Here is a 16,901-nt window from a genome sequence, read left to right as displayed (position 1 = left end):
CATTTTCTTCTTCACATGGTCAAAAATTCAGCAACAGGTCCCAATACGATGACAGGTAAAAAGGTCAACGCACCAATCAGCAGCACGACTCCGATCAGAATGGCTCCAAATAACTTGTTGTCCGTGCGCAGTGTCCCCGTCGTCACCGGAGTCGGCGCTTTGGCATTCAACGAAGCCGCCACAGCCAACAATGCAATCATAGATACATATCGCCCGAAGAACATAACCATCCCCGTTGTTACATTCCAGAATACGTTGTTATCTGAAAGACCTTCAAACCCCGAACCATTATTTGCGGCAGATGACGCATATTCATAGAGCACCTGAGTCAACCCGTGATAGCCAGGGTTAGTGACCGCATCATATCCCCAATGACTCATAAACGCAAGCGCAGTTGGGGCGAGAATGAGAAACGGATGTACCAAAATGGCAATGGCGATCAGCTTCATTTCCTTGCCTTCAATTTTCCTTCCCATAAATTCCGGAGTTCTCCCGACCATCAGTCCGCATATAAACACACCCAGAATCGCATACATCAGCATATTCATCAGCCCGACACCCTTGCCGCCAAAAATGACGTTTAGCATCATTTCTCCCAAAGCAGCCATGCCACCTAGCGGGGTTAGTGTATCATGCATATTATTGACCGAACCTGTCGTTGCCGCTGTTGTGACCGCAGTGAATAAAGCCGATTGTCCAATACCGAAACGAACCTCTTTCCCTTCCATGCTTCCCTGAGAAGCATCCACACCCAGTGTCTGGATTAACGGATTACCTGTCTTCTCAGACACATACGTAATGGATAGAAAAATTAGAAACAATACCATCATGGAGCTAAAAATAATCCAGCCCTGCTTACGATTACGGGCAAACAATCCAAAGGTATACGGCAACGAAGCCGGCATTACCCACATTGCCAAAATTTCCAGCACGTTCGTCCAAGGACCTGGATTTTCAAAAGGATGCGCAGAGTTAGCCCCCGCATAACCGCCCCCGTTCGTCCCCAAATGCTTGATGGACTCCAGAGAAGCAATAGGTCCCATAGAAATTTGCTGTTGTGTTCCGCTCAGCGTCGTAAGATCCGCCGTAGGCTGCAGCGTCTGCGGTACCTTCAATCCAACCAGCACCAGCGTAAGCACAAAGGCCAGCGGCAGGAAAATCCTTATAATGGCTTTAATAAAATCTTGAAAGAAATTGCCCATCCCTTCACCGCGCCGCGTCAATCCTCTCATAAAAGCCGCAGCAACCGCAAAACCGGAAGCAGCCGAAGTGAACATCATCATCGTGACGAACGCCATCTGTGTCAGATACGTAAGCGCGCTTTCTCCGCTATAATGTTGGAGATTCGTATTCGTCATAAAGCTGATTACCGTATTAAAAGCTAGTGATGCTTCCATATTACTGTTTCCAGCCGGATTACCGGGAAGCATTCCCTGTAAACGCAACAGCAAGTAGCTGATTGCCACAAGCACGGCGTTCGTAGCAATGAAACTCATAACATACGTAGTCCAACGCATGCTCTCCACTTTCTTCAAGCCTACTACCTTATAAATCAGCTTTTCTGTTCTGCCAAAAATCCGATCCGTCCGATTCGGTTCATTCGAGAATACATGATACATATATGTCCCCATTGGCTTTACCAAGAGCAGCAATATAACGATCACAATTCCAATTTGAAGCAGCTCCATCCTCTATTCCTCCTTCAAAATGCTCCTGCGTTTGGAACAACAGACCCGATTCAGACCATCTATGAAGTGCACACGTTTGCGAAAACCTGCTACCAATGATGCTTTAATGCTCAGATCTGTTGTTCCCGCCCGCTCTATCCCTACAAGTGACTAGAACTTTTCAGGGTTCAGGAGTGCGTAGATTAAATACATAAACACAATAGCCGTAAGCCCGAGTATAACGATCATCCTCTTCGTCCTCCTTTAGAGGTCTGCGCATCACACCAGCGTACAAACAGCAGTATCACTCCATAACTCACAGCCATGACGAGCAGCATGTATATATCCATCATGTTTATACCCTCCGTATCGATCCTCAGATCGTCATTCTTATTCCATCATAAAATCATAAAACAACTATGTCATAAGTGCTTATCCGTTCAGCAGAAAACCCACCTCTCCGTTCAATGTGTAGATCACATGGTCCGCTCCCAATCCCCGATAAATTCCTTGTGGATTACAGCCGTGTGTAATAACATAGATCGATTCCGATGTTAGTGGTCGACATATTTGCAGGAAACGGCAAGTCAGATTCAAGCTGTTCTCGAACAAATACACACTACCAATTTCTTTTTTTGGAAAATTCCATTTTCCCGCTTGCATGGTATTGATGCGGACAATGTGCTCCACACCCATTTTTTTGAGCTGTCGTTCCTCCTGGGCGCTATTCGTGAGAACTGCAAACGCCAATTTTTTGAAAATAAGCAATTTCACAAAACTTCTGCCCGCTTCATTCGGTGCAGTGACAATAATTAACCGACCTTCCATCAGTAGCTCCTCTCCCGGTATAAAAAGACAACAAAAAGAAGCCGAAGGAAAAAGGCTTTCCTCCGGCTTCTGACATATCCATGATAAAATAAACCATGGCTGCACACGGCGGTTTGTTGCCTCTCCCTGTACGCTTACGAGGTTAGCTGTCGGATTCGGACGTGAGAGTCGCCCTATTTCTGGCACTTGACCGGAAAATTCACCCCATGAGACACACGGCTTCCGAAGCCGTACAGTCTCGATTGGTTCCCCCGTTTTTGCAACTGCAAAATTCAGCGCTATAGACATTTCGTTGTTGCTTCATTCAAGTTAATTTGAAATTACGTCTTGAATCATACACCCGCGCATGGAAGACTGTAAAGCTCAACTGCAGGGTTATAAATCGGGCTTTAGAGCATAGAAGATTAATAATAACGCTTACAATGCAACTATGCTTCTCACATCTCCTTTAATCTCTGTTTTTCATCCCTTTTTGAAAATGACAAGCATGTCAATATTGGCGTAGGGTAAAGCGTTATTGGCCTTTTTTTGTAAAAAGAGAAGAAAATACGCTATATGTACCAGCTAAACACCGATTGAACCCGCTTTTATAAGAAGAAACACCTTAATTCGCTCCATTTGCGGTGCGATTTACTGTTTTGAGCAAAATACGATTTTACAGCGCCTGAAGGCTTTATACAGCTTTTCCAGGCTTGCAACCCTTCTTTAAATTGTCTAAAATTTAATTGCTGAATATTGAATGAGGAGAGATGCTATGACCGTTTATGAATATGATGCGCAAACCCTGCAAGGGAAACAAATTCCGTTATCCACATTTGAAGGGAACGTTCTGCTTATCGTGAACACTGCCAGCAAATGTGGGTTAACCCCCCAATACAAAGCGCTACAAGAGCTATATGACCAGTATCATGAACAGGGGCTCGAAATTTTGGGATTTCCCAGCAACCAGTTTGCCAAACAAGAGCCAGGTTCCAGTGAGGAGATCTCCGAGTTTTGCCAGATCAATTATGGTGTCACCTTTCCGATGTTCGCCAAGACAGATGTCAATGGCGATCAAGCACACCCCTTATTTCGCTACCTGACCCAAACAGCTCCGGGGGTATTAGGGTCCAAAGCGATCAAATGGAATTTTACTAAATTCTTAATTACAAGAGAAGGTAACGTATTTAAGCGCTATGCACCGCAAACCACTCCAGATAAGCTGGCGGGAGATATAGAGAAGCTTTTGCAGCAAAACTGACATTCTTCATTATCACAGTTAATAAACGACCTGTTGCAACCGTGGCTTCCGTGGCTAAAGAATATAACGAAAAATACTTAACAAAAAAAAGCATCCTTTCACGTAAACCGTGTCAGGATGCTTTTTTAACTAGGTCTTGCATATAATGCGGTCGAGAGGACTCGAACCTCCACGGGCGTACGCCCACTACCCCCTCAAGATAGCGTGTCTGCCATTCCACCACGACCGCAAATCATAATGTATTGAGGCAACAGATTTATTATACTCTCTCATCAACTATTTGTAAACAAAAATATTATAATTATTTTAACTTACATATTTGAGCGCGATAATATACCGTCCTGCATAAAGATAACCGCTTGCTGAACTATGCATTAATGTTGCCCTTTACGGATTATCAGAACCACCTAGCACTTAACTAAGTAATTAATTTGACAAAATAGCGTATTTACGATTGTAAAAACACGTATAAAAGTGTATCATAGTTTCAGATGGTTAATTCTAACATGTTTACTGATGATTATTATAACACACCAATTATTCCGTAAGAATCCGTAAGGGGCGATTTCTTTTGAACAACAAAATGCCTGTCACCTCCTTCGGGTGGGCCATCAAACAACGGCTTGTCGAACTTCGACTGGATCAGAAAACATTTTGTGAGACACACAATATTCCGCCTTCACGCTTGTCCAATCTGATTCACGGCACCCGCAAAGCACAAAGGTACAGAAAACAAGTTGCTGCAATTCTGAACATCGACGATAACGATTATAAGGAGGCATCGCCACTCTAAATCCAACAAGCATTCCAGTTACATACAGGTCATTCCATATCACCAAGAAACCAAATAAACCCGTAAAGCGAACCCCTCCAGTTCGTTTACGGGTTTTCAACCCAGACAATCTTTAGCCAAAAAATCATTCCGGCTTTGTTTTATCCTTCTCACTTTTTTGCTTACGATATTTCGCAAATTCAACATATTCTAAAATAAAATTCTGTTCTTCCGTCTCAAGATCTTCTGCCTGGCAATTCAGTGGCCCCATCACTCCAAAAAAATAAGCAGCCTTCTGCTCCTGAAGTACGCCTTCTCCCGGCTTAATCCCTTTCATTAACCAATCGAGCGATACATTAAAAAAGTCCGAAATCTGAATTAAATGAGTGGTACCCGGCGTTGTTTTCCCCCTTCTCCAATCACCGAGATTCCCTGAACTGATTTTAAGCTTTTCACAAAATGCCTTCTTGGTCATTCCCCGATCTTTAATCAAAGCTTCAATCCGTTGATAAATAGTTTGATCTCCCAAAATGTTTCCCCTCCGAAACAGTAACTTTTTCTGAAATAATTTTCATTTTTCAGCCTTACTCATTAGTAATCCCCATTAAATCCTAAGCAACCATTACCCCATAGTAGAATTGCGCTGGTTTTTCTCTTTACGAAAGCGGGTAAATTCAATATACTCAAGTATAAAATTTCTTTCCGCCTCACTAAGCGGTTCCCCCTGGCAATTCAGTTGCCCTGAAGCGTCAAAAAAATAAGGGTCTTGCGACTCCTTTAGCACCTCACCCTGTATATCTCGACCCAGCATAATCCAGTCCAGACTCGCATCAAAAAAAGAAGCGATTTCAATAAGTTTATTCGTGCCCGGCGTCGTTTTTCCTCTTTTCCAATCCCCGAAGTTCCCTGTACTAATGCCTAACTGCTGGCAGAACGCCTTTTTCGTCATTCCCCGTTCCTTGATGAGTTCCTCGATGCGATGGTAAATAGATTGCATAGAAGTTCCTTCCTCCCTAGCAGGCTCTCAAATAACGATATCATGTTCTCTGTTCCCATTTCAAAGATCACGTATGCTAAAATTACCGAATTATGTATGTTGGTTTCCATTATACCACAACACGCAACAAAAACCGCCTGTTTTCCGAAGAAAGGGCGGTCTTTAAGCCAGTCCACTTACGCCAATCACGTAGCAGAGTTGTCGATTTTAAGTAAAATATGCTTCAATTCATTCAAAGTTTCACTCAGATGCAATAAATCTTCTTCTGGCAGATACACCAGTCTTTCTTGAATTTTATTGGAGAAGGTATGAAATACCTGTTCACAAAAAGCATCGCCTTCCTGTGTAATCGCCACATTCACGACTCTGCGATCCGAATCACACGACTGGCGGTCAGCCAACCCATGCTCCACCAGTTTGTCCAGAAGAGGAGTCATGTTCGGACGTGAGACATTGAGCTGTTTGGATAAATCAGATACCGTAGACGAACGTACTTCACGCAGGAGCATTAGCACCTGAAAGTTATTAGGCGACAAGTGTAATGGGAAATCGAGCGGACCGTAGGTGAAAAATTTCTTCTTCACAATCGGAAACAAGCCCAAAATATTTTCTGATATATTTCCTAACAGTTGAGTGTCCATATTTTTCACCGTCACTTCATAAGTTTATACTTATCATTCTATAACATTATGGCGTTATATTATACTATGGAATCATTATTTCATCATAATCATTACTTTATTACATCATTACACAAATAAAAAAAGCCTCTACCGCGAGAGACTTTTCCGTTCATTCCATTGATGCGGTCGAGAGGACTCGAACCTCCACGAGCGTACGCTCACTACCCCCTCAAGATAGCGTGTCTGCCATTCCACCACGACCGCATAACAAAATATAAATGGTGAGCCATGAAGGACTCGAACCTTCGACACCCTGATTAAAAGTCAGGTGCTCTACCAACTGAGCTAATGGCTCATGCTGTTCATCCAAGCTGTCCGCCATTAGACCAGACCTCAGGAATTTCCCTTAAGCATGCAACATGTAGTCTATAAAGACAACAATGACCCGTAGGGGATTCGAACCCCTGTTACCTCCGTGAAAGGGAGGTGTCTTAACCCCTTGACCAACGGGCCTTATTATTATGCGCCAACTTGGCGACAAGAAAGAGTATATCAAATAGAATAACAAATGGCAATACTTATTTTTGAAATTTTAAAAAAAGCAGTTTTTATCATTATAAAATGCATGTTCACTTACATTAACTTATCTATAATCATCTAATCCCTGAAAAATTATGATAAATGATTGCAATATCACTTATGTTTACTTATAATCACTTACGAGATACCGAAATCATTATGTATCCGAGGAGCTTTCTATGTATCAGGAAGAACGAATGTTAAAAATCGTTGATTACTTACAGCTTCACAAGCGTATTTCGGTGGATGATATTTGTGAAATTTTTAATGTTTCACGGGATACGGCCCGTCGAGACCTGGTAAAACTTGAGGAGCATCAAAAAATTATTCGCACCCGCGGCGGCGCCCTTCTCCCTAAACTGCATCACGATCCAATTGGAAATTATAACGAAAGACTGCTTACTGTATCTGAGGAGAAACAAGTGATCGGACAATTGGCTGCCAACATGGTACGAGATAGGGATCGTATTATATTGGATTCCTCTACCACCGTACAGGCGTGTGCAGAAAGACTGAATGTGCAGGAATGTTCGGTTATCACCAATTCAATTAATCAGGCTGACGTACTATCTGGAAAAGACGGTGTCTCCATTCATCTGTTGGGAGGCCGCCTGCAAAAAGAACACCGATATGTATATGGCTCGTCCGTAATCGCCACTTTGTCTCACTATTTTGTAGACAAAGCTTTTATCGGGATTGGAGGCATATCATCTCACGGACTAAGCCTGATTCATGAAGAAGACGGTATGCTGAAGCATCAGATGATGAAACAGGCGGATCAGGTGATCATCCTTGCGGACCATTCGAAATTCGGAATTAATTTCCCGTATCGTTTTGCTGATTTATCTGAAGTTAATATCGTGATCACCGATCGCTTGCCAGAACCAGCAATGCTGGAAATTTTGCAACATCATGATATTGAAGTTGTTGTCCCCTCATAAAATATGAAACTGCTTAGCTAGAACTCAAGATTTATCACAGAGATATCGAAAGACAGGAGTTGGAGAGAAATGAAACTGTTTGCGATTGATATGGATGGAACACTGCTGAACGAGGAAGGAAAAATAAGCAAAGTGAACGCGGAGGCTATACGCCAAGCACAAAAGCAAGGCGTTCAGGTGACAATTGCCACTGGTAGAGCCGCTTATGACGCCTGGACAAAGCTAGAGGAAGCAGAACTTATAACTCCCGTCATTGGAGCAAACGGAGCAACCGTACACGATGTGCATCGTCGTCAGTTAACCTCTACTCCTATAGGCCGCAGTGAAACGTTTGAAGTGCTGAACTGGCTGCACGACAACGACTTTTACTATGAGGTCATGACAGACCGCGCTATTTATTCTCCACAAAACGGACATCAGCTACTTGCTGTTGAAATGGATCGATTGCTGAGCGCCAACCCGGATATTTCGCTGGATACATTATTACACGCAGCCGAAAAACAATATGAACAGACCGGACATACCCGCATCGCTTCATATGAGGACATTCCACTGGATGTAGAGATTTATAACGTGCTCTGTTTCTCCTTTGATCAAGCCAAATTGGATCGGGGCCGTGAGCGTTACCAAAGTTTTCAGGGCCTGAACATGGTCATCTCTTCAGACCGTAACTTTGAAGTCGAGCATAAGGACGCGTCTAAAGGTAATGCATTGCGTTATCTGGCGAATCATCTGAGCATTCCCATGCAGGAAGCTGTAGCGATTGGGGACAGTTACAACGATATCTCCATGCTGACAATGGCAGGAAGAGGCATTGCCATGGGCAATGCAAAAGACGACATTAAGGCCGTCTGCTCCGAAGTGACTCTGACTAATACGGAAGATGGCGTTGCTCATGCTCTGTTGAACATACTTAAGACAGTTGAGGCTGACACTGTGAAATAGAAGTCATTGGCTGCTTACAAGACAGGTTGACGTCGCTTCATGGCGTACGCAGCACGTTCGTCTCTCCACTTAAACGAATTTCAGTCCACCGTTATTTTCAAAGCAGATCTAGACAAAAAGGACGCTCGCAAGCATCATTACAATGCATACGAGCGTCCTTTTTCTACTTAAAATACCAACGGAGAGAGAGGGATTCGAACCCTCGCACCGCTTTCGCAGCCTAACCCCTTAGCAGAGGGTCCCCTTATAGCCACTTGGGTACCTCTCCATGGCTCCCCGAACAGGACTCGAACCTGTGACAACTCGATTAACAGTCGAGTGCTCTACCAACTGAGCTATCAGGGAACATTACTGTAAATTATCTTACAGTATGGTTAATTTACCATGATTCAGGGGGTGCCGTCAAGTGCCAACAGGCGAAGCTTACCTCCACATTTCCCACAGCGATATCGCTGAGGATTCATCTTACGCTTGCGCATATACTCCTGTTTACAGGAAACGCATACTAGCTTGTAACGATAAGGCTGAGGCTTACGTTCCGTTCTTCCCGGCAGAGTCTGACAATGCCTGCTTCCTCCTACACGGGCCAACCATGCTTTGAAGTCAGCATCTCGATGCTGATAGCCCATCCCGCGCAAATGTAAATGATAATGGCACAGCTCATGCTTAATAATTTTCTCCACCTCAGAACGTCCGTAAGCTGCGAGTTGATGTGGATTAATTTCAATATGATGACTTTTCATAAAATACCTACCGCCTGTGGAAGACAGACGTACATTAAAGGTGGCTTGATGTCGAAACGGCACACCGAAGCTCTCCAGCGAAATGCGCTCTACCCATTCTTGAAGCTCTTCATTACTCATAGAATGGCTCATTGAATGGTTCATTGAATTGTTCAGGGACTTGGACTCCATCCTTACGGTCTCTCCTCCTTTGCTCCTTACTGACAAGCATATTATAAAATAACGACCGAAGTCTAACCCCCAATTCATAAGCACACTTTAGGTACCCACCCCATATGCTAAGCATACAGATGTAACGCAGAGGAGGAGATCGGCTTGCCTCAATGGCTCAGCAATCAGCTCATGCGGGCCTTTTACAAAAAGGACCGGCGCCAAATTAAACTGTTGAACGATTGTTGGTTTTTTTATCATAAAGCACCTGGCGTGGAGTTCGATGCCAACAACGGGTAAAAGCTAAAGGCATCCAAAATGAAAGCCGGAATCTCCGATGCAGTTCGGAGATTCCGGCTTTTGTTAACCCTTCACAAGAAGGTTGCACAGTTTTATTTAAAGTATTATGCCTGCGATTGCGCCTCTGCAGGAGGTTTCATCGTCAGACCAACCCTGCCTTTTTTCAAATCAACATTTAACACCCACACCGTTACGTTATCACCGACAGATACGACATCCATCGGATGCTTTACGAAGCCACTGCGCAGCTGTGAAATATGAACCAACCCGTCACTTTTAATACCGATATCGACAAACGCGCCAAAATCAATGACATTGCGGACGGTTCCCTGAAGCTCCATACCCGGTGCCAGATCCTCGATCTTCAGCACATCCTTGCGGAATACAGGTAACGGCAGCTCGTCACGCGGGTCACGGCCCGGACGCTGGAGACTGTCCAGAATATCCTTCAGTGTCGGCACGCCGACTTCCAGCTTCGCAGCTAGTTCGTCAATGTTGGACACGTTCAGTGCTTCCGTTGCAGCCTTGGTGCCCAGATCGTGGGCATTGATGGCCAGTTCCGCCAACAGGCGGTCTACGACAGCATAGGATTCAGGGTGAATCGGTGTGCGATCCAGCGGATTTTCTCCACCCGGTATACGGATAAAGCCAACAGATTGCTCGTAGGTTTTTGCACCAAGACGCGGCACCTTCTGCAACTGACGACGGTTGCTGAATTTACCGTTTTCCTCACGGTACTTAACGATGTTTTTGGCAATCGTCGCATTGATCCCTGCTACATAGGATAACAGCGCAGAAGAAGCCGTGTTCACATCTACACCGACATGGTTAACGGCTGATTCGACAACATCCTTTAAGCTTTCATCCAGATGTTTCTGCGACACATCATGCTGGTATTGGCCTACACCAATAGCCTTCGGCTCAATCTTGACCAGCTCAGCCAGCGGGTCCTGCACACGACGTGCGATGGAAGCCGCACTGCGCTCGGCCACGTCTAAATCGGGAAATTCCTCCTGTGCCAGCTTGGAGGCAGAGTATACGCTTGCGCCCGCCTCATTGACGATCAGATACGCTAGACTGCTGTCACCAATGTCCGCGATGACTTCCGCTACGAATTGCTCTGTCTCGCGCGAAGCGGTTCCGTTACCAATGACAATCAATTCGATCCCGTATTGGGCAATCAGCTGCTTGAACTTTTCAGCAGCCTCGCGCTTCTTGTTGTTCGGTGGTGTCGGATACGTCACAGCCACTTCGAGCAGCTTGCCGGTGTCATCGACAACCGCCAGCTTGCAGCCTGTCCGATAGGCCGGATCGACACCGAGCACACGTCGGCCCTTGATCGGAGCCTGTAGCAACAGGCTGCGCAAGTTGCCTGCAAAAATGGAGATCGCCTGCTGCTCGCCCTTCTCCGTCATTTCAGCGCGCACTTCACGCTCGATAGACGGCGCGATAAGTCTTTTATACGCATCCTCAATGACACTGCGCAGCAGATCTTGCACGACAGACGATCCTTTAATCACTTGGCCTGCCATGTAATTGTAAATAGAATCTGGCACTACCTCCAGACCAACCTTAAGAATGCCTTCCCGCTCCCCGCGATTAATCGCCAGAATACGGTGAGGTGGCATTTTCTTAGCGAGTTCACGATAGCTGTAGTAGTTCTCATACACGGATTCTTGCTCTGCGTCCTTCGCTTCGGAGGTCAGCATACCATGGTCCAGCGTATATCGGCGTACCCATTGGCGAATAGCCGCATCATCCGCTATATTTTCAGCTAAAATGTCCAAGGCTCCTTGGATGGCCGCCTCGGCGCTGTCCACTCCAAGTTCCGCATTTACATAAGACTCGGCTTCTTTCAGAGCATCGCCCTGCTTCGGCTGGCTCCAGATCCAGATGGACAGCGGCTCCAGTCCCCGTTCCTTTGCTACACTGGCGCGGGTTTTGCGCTTTTGCCGATACGGACGGTACAGATCCTCCACTTCCTGAAGTTTAACCGCAGAGGTGATAGCCGCCTGCAGGTCTTCCGTCAGCTTGCCCTGCTCATCAATAATGCGGATGACCTCTACCTTACGATCCTCCAGATTACGCAAATACACTACACGATCTTCAATTTCACGTAGCTGATTTTCATCCAGCTCTCCTGTCATTTCCTTACGATAACGCGCGATAAAAGGAATTGTATTCCCTTCATCCAACAAACTGATCGTTGTCCGGATTTGCTTGAGTGCCAGCGACAGCTCTCTCGCCACTTGTTTGACAATCCGCTCTTGGCGTTCTGCTTCGTTCGGCTCCTGCCGGATTTCCGTCTTCGTTTCCTCGTTAGACAAACCTATCCCTTCTTCCTCACAACTCTTGTCATACAGCATGTCTTTCATTATCACAAAAAATGATTCAAAGCGCCAGCAGGTGCCGTTAGAGCAAGCCCTACCTGCATTTTTCATCAGACACGCAAAAGGACAGCGCCCAAGCGCTGCCCTTTTCCCGTTTCACTCGTCGTTCCATCACGCTAAAAATCAATCAAACCGAGACTGATTTGTAGCGAATCGCTCACTTTGCGCATAGTTTCTTCATCTAAGTGGGTGATTTTGTCGGTAAGCCTTTGCTTGTCGATCGTCCGAATTTGCTCCAGAAGAACAACAGAATCACGATCAAAGCCATGCGTCGCCGCGTCGATTTCCACGTGTGTAGGCAGCTTTGCCTTCTGAATCTGAGCGGTGATAGCTGCCACGATCACGGTAGGACTAAACCGATTGCCGATATCATTTTGAATGATCAGCACAGGTCTGACGCCACCTTGCTCGGAACCGACTACGGGTGAAAGGTCTGCAAAAAAAACGTCGCCGCGCTTTACGATCAATATGGATTACACCCCGCTAACTGTACGGCCCAAGGTGCTGTTTGCATCTTCCTCCGCGTGAAAGGCTTCGGATGCCATGGTCAAGTTAATTTTAGCCATTTCCATGTATCCACGCTGCATAGCTTCACGAATGTAACGTTTTTTACGTTCGCCTACATACAGCTTCATGGCCTGCCTGATAAATTCACTGCGGTTGGAATTTTCCATAGCTACGATCCCGTCCACTTCCTGTAAGAGATGATCTGGCAAACTGATCATTATTCTTTTGGTGTTCTGCAAATTGGCCAACTTCTCTTCCACCCCCAAAACCTTGTCGCCATTGTACCATTATAACGTTATTCCCGGTAATTTATTCAAACGGAATACAAGAATGTATATGATATTCGTATATCATCTATGCTGCATTCCATTATAAACTACGCAGTTCGTTTTCGTACAGGCGTTTGATCCCCGAAATACAAGTGTCAGCGGAGCCTGATGCGTCTTTTGACAGTTATAGCGCTCTTTTCTTTCCTTTATACATATTTCGGGACGTTCTGCGAAAACTCCTGCTTTTATTCGGTAATTTGCGTTATGAAATTAATTCCAGTGGGTTGGAAGAAGCGAGTTCACTCGAATAACAGGAACATGGCCTCGTGTGTATACACGCGGTACCCTGTCTGCGATCATGCAGATCACCTCATAGTGGATCGTACCAAGCTTGGATGCCAGCTCATCCGCCGCGATAGTTTCGCCGGACTGCTGACCGATGAGAACAACCTCTTCGCCGGTTTGGATTTCTTCCGCATCTTCTGCGAAAGATTGTAAGGATACCATACACTGGTCCATGCAAATCGTGCCGAGTACCGGGACGCGACGACCGCGTATCAACACTTCGATCTTCCCACTCAGCATGCGGGAGTATCCATCCGCATAGCCGATTGGCAGTGTACCGATCCGTTCTTCACTGGAAGTCACATACCGGGTGCCATAGCTAACTCCCCAGCCGGGAGGAAGCGTCTTGGTATAAACCACCGCCGTCTTCAATGACAATACAGGCAGCAGTTCAATGGCTTGCCGGTTAACCTCATCAGACGGATACAGACCGTATATACTGATACCAATCCGCACCATATTGGGGGAAAGAGAAGGGGTATCAATGGTAGCGGCGCTATTAGCCGTATGTATAATGGGAATGGTGATACCTTGTTCCCTTAGCGCTTCCGCCACGCCCCGAAGCCGATCATATTGTAGCAGTGTATAGCTTTTGTCTTCTTCATCCGCGCGGGCAAAATGGGTGTACATGCCTTCCAGCAGCACCTGCTCTAATTCGTGAGCCTGCCGTACAAAATCCATAGCCTCTTCTCCAGGCAGCAAACCCAGTCTTCCCATGCCGCTGTCTATTTTGATGTGCACCTTCAGCTTGCGTTCATTTCCTTGGCAGTCCAGTCTGCGGATACCCTCCAGCACTTCTTCACTGAACACAGTCAATGAGATATCATGCTCCCAAGCCGTTTGTACAGCTTCCGGTGGGGTATAGCCGAGTACAAGAATCGGTAGCTGAACCCCCGCATGACGAAGCTCCAACGCTTCATCCAGAAAAGCGACGCTCAAATAATCCGCACCAAGGCGTTCCAATTCCTTTGAAATTTCCACGGCACCGTGTCCGTAGGCATTCGCCTTGACACAGACCAGTATCAGCTTATCCGCTGGCAATGCCTTGCGAAAAGCTTCATAGTTGGCGCCAAGGTGATCCAGGTTGATTTCGGCCCGGGTCGATCTGTATTGTGCTTGCAAATCCAGTCACCTTCTTCAATTGTTAGCCTGTAACATAACCTTTTACCATTCGGAGTGTGGCAAAAGTGCTTGCTTCCAAAGGTTAATGGTAATGTTCAAAAACGTGGCTGTCAATGGCAGGGGGGCTTTACCAGCCTCCTCTACCATCTCTACAATAGAACAGGATATACAAGCGATGCACATCTTAGACTGCGAATGAACAAAAGACGGATACGGGCGGCAGCAGAGCATTTTTACACTCTAGACCGTCTGCATCCGTCTATAAAATTTTATTTACCCGATTGATCCTGTATAGAAGCGGCAATTTGTATCATTTCGCTCACAGGCAGGTCAGCACTGGTGATTCTGAACTCGATTCCGTCATTCATCCAGGTCATCGTCTGCTGTTCGCTTCCGGTCAGCACGGCAAAGCTCCCTCCAATATCAACCAGTTCGCCTGCGGCTAGTGCGACCGCCCGATCTTTTGGACGTGCCTCCACAATGGTATAATTATACGTTCCACTATACCGTAGCATCACGGCATGTGTACCATTATCCTCCAGCTCCGGCGTATCCTTGATCTGTACTCCGGCTGGCGTGTAGGACGGTTCGATCAAGCCGAACTCACCCATCACAGCTTCTGCCGCATCTGTTCCCGCTGACGTTCCGTTTGCGGCATCCGATGTGCCCGGGGTTTGTTGCTGCGCCTCTGCGTTGGCTGCTTTGTCCGGTTTGGACGTATCGTTTGTGGCAGTACCGTCCACCTTGGCTTCCCCTGACGGTTGCTGGACTGCATCCCCTGCTGTCCCCTGCTCTTGTCCGGGTTCGCCAGTCGTCACGCCAGTCGTCCCATCCATCGCACCGGAAGGATCAAGCTGACCACTGGGATCTACTGCTCCGGAAGATGGCGCCCCTGCGCTACCTGTACTCGTCTTACCTGAAGCCATATTCCGCTCCATATCAAAAGAGTCCTTGTCAAACTTCGTATCAAAAGCAAATTGATCGAATTTCAGATCAACAACTACCTTGGCATTCGCATCAGACACCTGTACCTGAGTGGGTGCATAGTCATTTTTGGACAGCCATATCTTTTGTCTCACCAGCGCATGGCTGTTGTAATTCGCTGCCACATCAAACACATAGGATTTATCGTCGGTAGCCAACTGACGGGAGGCATCGCCGATAATGCTGCGAACCAACGTTTCATATAAATATACTTGACCCTGATTGTTTGGCCAGTCGCTTTTGAAACGGAAGCTTTTGTTCAGGCTGGGTGTTAGTACAAATACACCCTCATCATTACGAAGCACAATTTGCGTAACATCCTTTTTCTCGTTCGTCATGGCAATTCGGTAATAGGACGGCTTGCGGTAGGAAATATCCACCTTGTATTCCTGCGGCGTGTCGCCGGTATGCAGCGTCATCAAAGCTGTACCGTGGTAGCTGTTCAGGTCGCTCACCACGTCACTCAAATCTTTAACCACATCGTCCGCGCTCTTCTTGCCGCACCCGGCCAGCAGCAGCGTTACACACATGACCATGGCGAGCATCCATGAAATCCGGCGCATGTCATCAACCCCTTCAGCACATGTTTTAAATGAATTAGTACATGTCTATGAAGGACTTGTTCGATTTATGCAGACTGGCATGACAAGCTTGAACGTATCCTTGCGTAATGCTATAAAATCTTTTGGAGAGTGATCATAAATTCATACAGAAAATAAATCGAAAAACCGATCAAAACCACGCCTGCACCGATCGTAACCCACTTGATAGCGGTTCGATTCATGGCTTTCCGTGTTGTGGCTACGAGGGTCATCAAGCCTAAATCATGGATAAGAATACCAAACAAAATACCTAAGCCAACAATCAAGAATTGACTTGTATTTGACCGATCAAATGAGCTTGCCAGCACAGTTCCAAAAACACTCACCCAGAACACTAAATTTCCTGGTGAAACAGCTACAAGCAGCCCATTTTTATAGGAAGAAAATAATGATTCGTCTTTTTCTCTCCTTCTAGCGCAATATCATGATCTGCATTTTTAATGCTGTCGTACCCCACGTAGCACAAAAAAAGGGCTCCAACGAACCACATAATCACTTGTACCACAGGTAATGACAAGACTGAGGCCAGACCAAAATACAAGCCAGTAATTAATAACAAATCGATGGTCATCCCCCCAAGGCCCACAATCCAACCATGCATGAATCCATTCTTTAGCCCTTGCTTCGTCATTTCAACCGTAATTGTACCTACAGGTAGTGCTATAGAGAAACCTAGTAAAACATATGTAATAAACAATGCCATTTCAAAACCCCTTTCAAATGTATAAAAATGCTATTCTATACCATAAAAAATGACAAATCAATAAAATTTGAAGAATGAAATGAGCTAAGAACACATGAGACTTATTTTGTACAAAATCGGATTCATTGACCAAGTTTGTCCATTGAGTATTGAGGGTTCAGCGCTTATCATAGCTTTTATGATAATAATTCTCA

At 45.8% G+C, this 16,901-nt stretch carries 16 protein-coding genes, 6 tRNA genes, 1 pseudogene and 1 riboswitch; of the genes and pseudogenes, 5 read left to right on the top strand and 18 right to left on the bottom strand.

The genetic code is table 11. The features are described 5' to 3' along the window. Positions 1 to 11: 11 nt before the first annotated feature. Both kdpA and NSQ57_RS06705 read right to left on the bottom strand, forming a co-directional pair. Positions 12 to 1,688, bottom strand: a complete 1,677-nt coding sequence (gene kdpA / locus NSQ57_RS06710; RefSeq protein WP_342425818.1) for a potassium-transporting ATPase subunit KdpA — start codon at positions 1,686 to 1,688, stop codon at positions 12 to 14. A gap of 411 nt (positions 1,689 to 2,099) precedes the next feature. Beyond that, positions 2,100 to 2,495 (bottom strand): hypothetical protein, encoded by a 396-nt coding sequence (locus NSQ57_RS06705; RefSeq protein WP_023987603.1) that lies wholly within the window; start codon positions 2,493 to 2,495, stop codon positions 2,100 to 2,102. 115 nt (positions 2,496 to 2,610) lie between these two features. Continuing rightward, a riboswitch (cyclic di-AMP (ydaO/yuaA leader) is annotated at positions 2,611 to 2,783 on the bottom strand. A 466-nt stretch (positions 2,784 to 3,249) separates the two neighbouring features. On the opposite strand from NSQ57_RS06705, the gene NSQ57_RS06700 reads away from it, so the two are divergent. Beyond that, entirely contained in the window at positions 3,250 to 3,735 is a 486-nt protein-coding gene (locus NSQ57_RS06700; RefSeq protein ID WP_069012206.1) for a glutathione peroxidase, read from the top strand. Between the two features lie 146 nt (positions 3,736 to 3,881). Here NSQ57_RS06700 and NSQ57_RS06695 read toward each other — a convergent pair. Next, positions 3,882 to 3,964 (bottom strand) — tRNA-Leu (locus NSQ57_RS06695). A gap of 342 nt (positions 3,965 to 4,306) precedes the next feature. On the opposite strand from NSQ57_RS06695, the gene NSQ57_RS06690 reads away from it, so the two are divergent. Further along, complete coding sequence (locus NSQ57_RS06690) at positions 4,307 to 4,528, top strand: hypothetical protein (protein ID WP_029516349.1); 222 nt, start codon at positions 4,307 to 4,309, stop codon at positions 4,526 to 4,528. 124 nt (positions 4,529 to 4,652) lie between these two features. Here NSQ57_RS06690 and NSQ57_RS06685 read toward each other — a convergent pair whose 3' ends face one another. From NSQ57_RS06685 to NSQ57_RS06660, 6 genes are all read right to left on the bottom strand, one after another. Next, a complete protein-coding gene (locus tag NSQ57_RS06685) occupies positions 4,653 to 5,036 on the bottom strand; it encodes a helix-turn-helix transcriptional regulator (protein ID WP_013309253.1) in 384 nt (127 codons plus the stop codon). Between the two features lie 93 nt (positions 5,037 to 5,129). Next, complete coding sequence (locus NSQ57_RS06680) at positions 5,130 to 5,504, bottom strand: helix-turn-helix transcriptional regulator (protein ID WP_318626934.1); 375 nt, start codon at positions 5,502 to 5,504, stop codon at positions 5,130 to 5,132. A gap of 185 nt (positions 5,505 to 5,689) precedes the next feature. Further along, on the bottom strand, positions 5,690 to 6,145 hold the full coding sequence (locus NSQ57_RS06675; RefSeq protein ID WP_023987598.1) for a MarR family transcriptional regulator: 456 nt from the start codon (positions 6,143 to 6,145) through the stop codon (positions 5,690 to 5,692). A gap of 163 nt (positions 6,146 to 6,308) precedes the next feature. Then, a tRNA-Leu gene (locus NSQ57_RS06670) sits at positions 6,309 to 6,391 on the bottom strand. Positions 6,392 to 6,406: 15 nt separating this feature from the next. Then, a tRNA-Lys gene (locus tag NSQ57_RS06665) sits at positions 6,407 to 6,482 on the bottom strand. An 86-nt stretch (positions 6,483 to 6,568) separates the two neighbouring features. Continuing rightward, a tRNA-Glu gene (locus NSQ57_RS06660) sits at positions 6,569 to 6,640 on the bottom strand. 245 nt (positions 6,641 to 6,885) lie between these two features. On the opposite strand from NSQ57_RS06660, the gene NSQ57_RS06655 reads away from it, so the two are divergent. Continuing rightward, positions 6,886 to 7,647, top strand: a complete 762-nt coding sequence (locus tag NSQ57_RS06655; RefSeq protein WP_029516347.1) for a DeoR/GlpR family DNA-binding transcription regulator — start codon at positions 6,886 to 6,888, stop codon at positions 7,645 to 7,647. Between the two features lie 69 nt (positions 7,648 to 7,716). Next, a complete protein-coding gene (locus NSQ57_RS06650) occupies positions 7,717 to 8,592 on the top strand; it encodes a Cof-type HAD-IIB family hydrolase (protein ID WP_340884714.1) in 876 nt (291 codons plus the stop codon). A gap of 179 nt (positions 8,593 to 8,771) precedes the next feature. Here NSQ57_RS06650 and NSQ57_RS06645 read toward each other — a convergent pair. The 3 genes from NSQ57_RS06645 to NSQ57_RS06635 all read right to left on the bottom strand — a co-directional run bounded on the left by NSQ57_RS06645 (position 8,772) and on the right by NSQ57_RS06635 (position 9,506). After that, positions 8,772 to 8,860: transfer RNA gene (locus tag NSQ57_RS06645), tRNA-Ser, on the bottom strand. Between the two features lies 1 nt (position 8,861). Beyond that, positions 8,862 to 8,937: transfer RNA gene (locus NSQ57_RS06640), tRNA-Asn, on the bottom strand. 44 nt (positions 8,938 to 8,981) lie between these two features. Beyond that, positions 8,982 to 9,506: a SprT family protein gene (locus tag NSQ57_RS06635; protein ID WP_029516345.1), complete on the bottom strand. Its 525-nt coding sequence runs from the start codon at positions 9,504 to 9,506 to the stop codon at positions 8,982 to 8,984. 144 nt (positions 9,507 to 9,650) lie between these two features. Between NSQ57_RS06635 and cmpA the strand changes: the two genes are divergently transcribed. Then, positions 9,651 to 9,785: a cortex morphogenetic protein CmpA gene (cmpA, locus tag NSQ57_RS06630; protein WP_007429337.1), complete on the top strand. Its 135-nt coding sequence runs from the start codon at positions 9,651 to 9,653 to the stop codon at positions 9,783 to 9,785. A 104-nt stretch (positions 9,786 to 9,889) separates the two neighbouring features. On the opposite strand, the gene NSQ57_RS06625 is transcribed toward cmpA, so the two are convergent. The 6 genes and pseudogenes from NSQ57_RS06625 to NSQ57_RS06600 all read right to left on the bottom strand — a co-directional run bounded on the left by NSQ57_RS06625 (position 9,890) and on the right by NSQ57_RS06600 (position 16,707). Further along, entirely contained in the window at positions 9,890 to 12,112 is a 2,223-nt protein-coding gene (locus tag NSQ57_RS06625; protein WP_029516344.1) for a Tex family protein, read from the bottom strand. Positions 12,113 to 12,291: 179 nt separating this feature from the next. Then, the gene (locus tag NSQ57_RS06620) at positions 12,292 to 12,642 is read right to left on the bottom strand and encodes a type II toxin-antitoxin system PemK/MazF family toxin (protein ID WP_007429335.1); all 351 of its coding nucleotides are present in this window, start codon (positions 12,640 to 12,642) and stop codon (positions 12,292 to 12,294) included. A 6-nt stretch (positions 12,643 to 12,648) separates the two neighbouring features. Next, the gene (locus tag NSQ57_RS06615; RefSeq protein ID WP_007429334.1) at positions 12,649 to 12,930 is read right to left on the bottom strand and encodes a ribbon-helix-helix protein, CopG family; all 282 of its coding nucleotides are present in this window, start codon (positions 12,928 to 12,930) and stop codon (positions 12,649 to 12,651) included. A 291-nt stretch (positions 12,931 to 13,221) separates the two neighbouring features. Next, a complete protein-coding gene (alr, locus tag NSQ57_RS06610; protein ID WP_342425817.1) occupies positions 13,222 to 14,418 on the bottom strand; it encodes an alanine racemase in 1,197 nt (398 codons plus the stop codon). A 269-nt stretch (positions 14,419 to 14,687) separates the two neighbouring features. After that, positions 14,688 to 15,965, bottom strand: a complete 1,278-nt coding sequence (locus NSQ57_RS06605; RefSeq protein WP_342425816.1) for a DUF4367 domain-containing protein — start codon at positions 15,963 to 15,965, stop codon at positions 14,688 to 14,690. 110 nt (positions 15,966 to 16,075) lie between these two features. Further along, positions 16,076 to 16,707, bottom strand: a pseudogene (locus tag NSQ57_RS06600) (LysE family transporter). Between the last annotated feature and the right edge of the window lie 194 nt (positions 16,708 to 16,901).

The organism is Paenibacillus sp. FSL L8-0502, assembly GCF_038593055.1.
GTDB lineage: Bacteria > Bacillota > Bacilli > Paenibacillales > Paenibacillaceae > Paenibacillus > Paenibacillus polymyxa_D.
Note: the sequence above shows the minus strand (reverse complement) of the source record. Positions and strands in the feature narration are given on the sequence as shown.

What these genes read in the sequence shown, in the direction of transcription:
- NSQ57_RS06700 (WP_069012206.1), top strand. Translation starts at nt 3,250, where the DNA reads ATGACCGTTTATGAATATGATGCGCAAACCCTGCAAGGGAAACAAATT.
- NSQ57_RS06675 (WP_023987598.1), bottom strand. Translation starts at nt 6,145, where the DNA reads ATGGACACTCAACTGTTAGGAAATATATCAGAAAATATTTTGGGCTTG.
- NSQ57_RS06650 (WP_340884714.1), top strand. Translation starts at nt 7,717, where the DNA reads ATGAAACTGTTTGCGATTGATATGGATGGAACACTGCTGAACGAGGAA.
- kdpA (WP_342425818.1), bottom strand. Translation starts at nt 1,688, where the DNA reads ATGGAGCTGCTTCAAATTGGAATTGTGATCGTTATATTGCTGCTCTTG.
- NSQ57_RS06705 (WP_023987603.1), bottom strand. Translation starts at nt 2,495, where the DNA reads ATGGAAGGTCGGTTAATTATTGTCACTGCACCGAATGAAGCGGGCAGA.
- NSQ57_RS06680 (WP_318626934.1), bottom strand. Translation starts at nt 5,504, where the DNA reads ATGCAATCTATTTACCATCGCATCGAGGAACTCATCAAGGAACGGGGA.
- NSQ57_RS06635 (WP_029516345.1), bottom strand. Translation starts at nt 9,506, where the DNA reads ATGGAGTCCAAGTCCCTGAACAATTCAATGAACCATTCAATGAGCCAT.
- NSQ57_RS06605 (WP_342425816.1), bottom strand. Translation starts at nt 15,965, where the DNA reads ATGCGCCGGATTTCATGGATGCTCGCCATGGTCATGTGTGTAACGCTG.
- NSQ57_RS06655 (WP_029516347.1), top strand. Translation starts at nt 6,886, where the DNA reads ATGTATCAGGAAGAACGAATGTTAAAAATCGTTGATTACTTACAGCTT.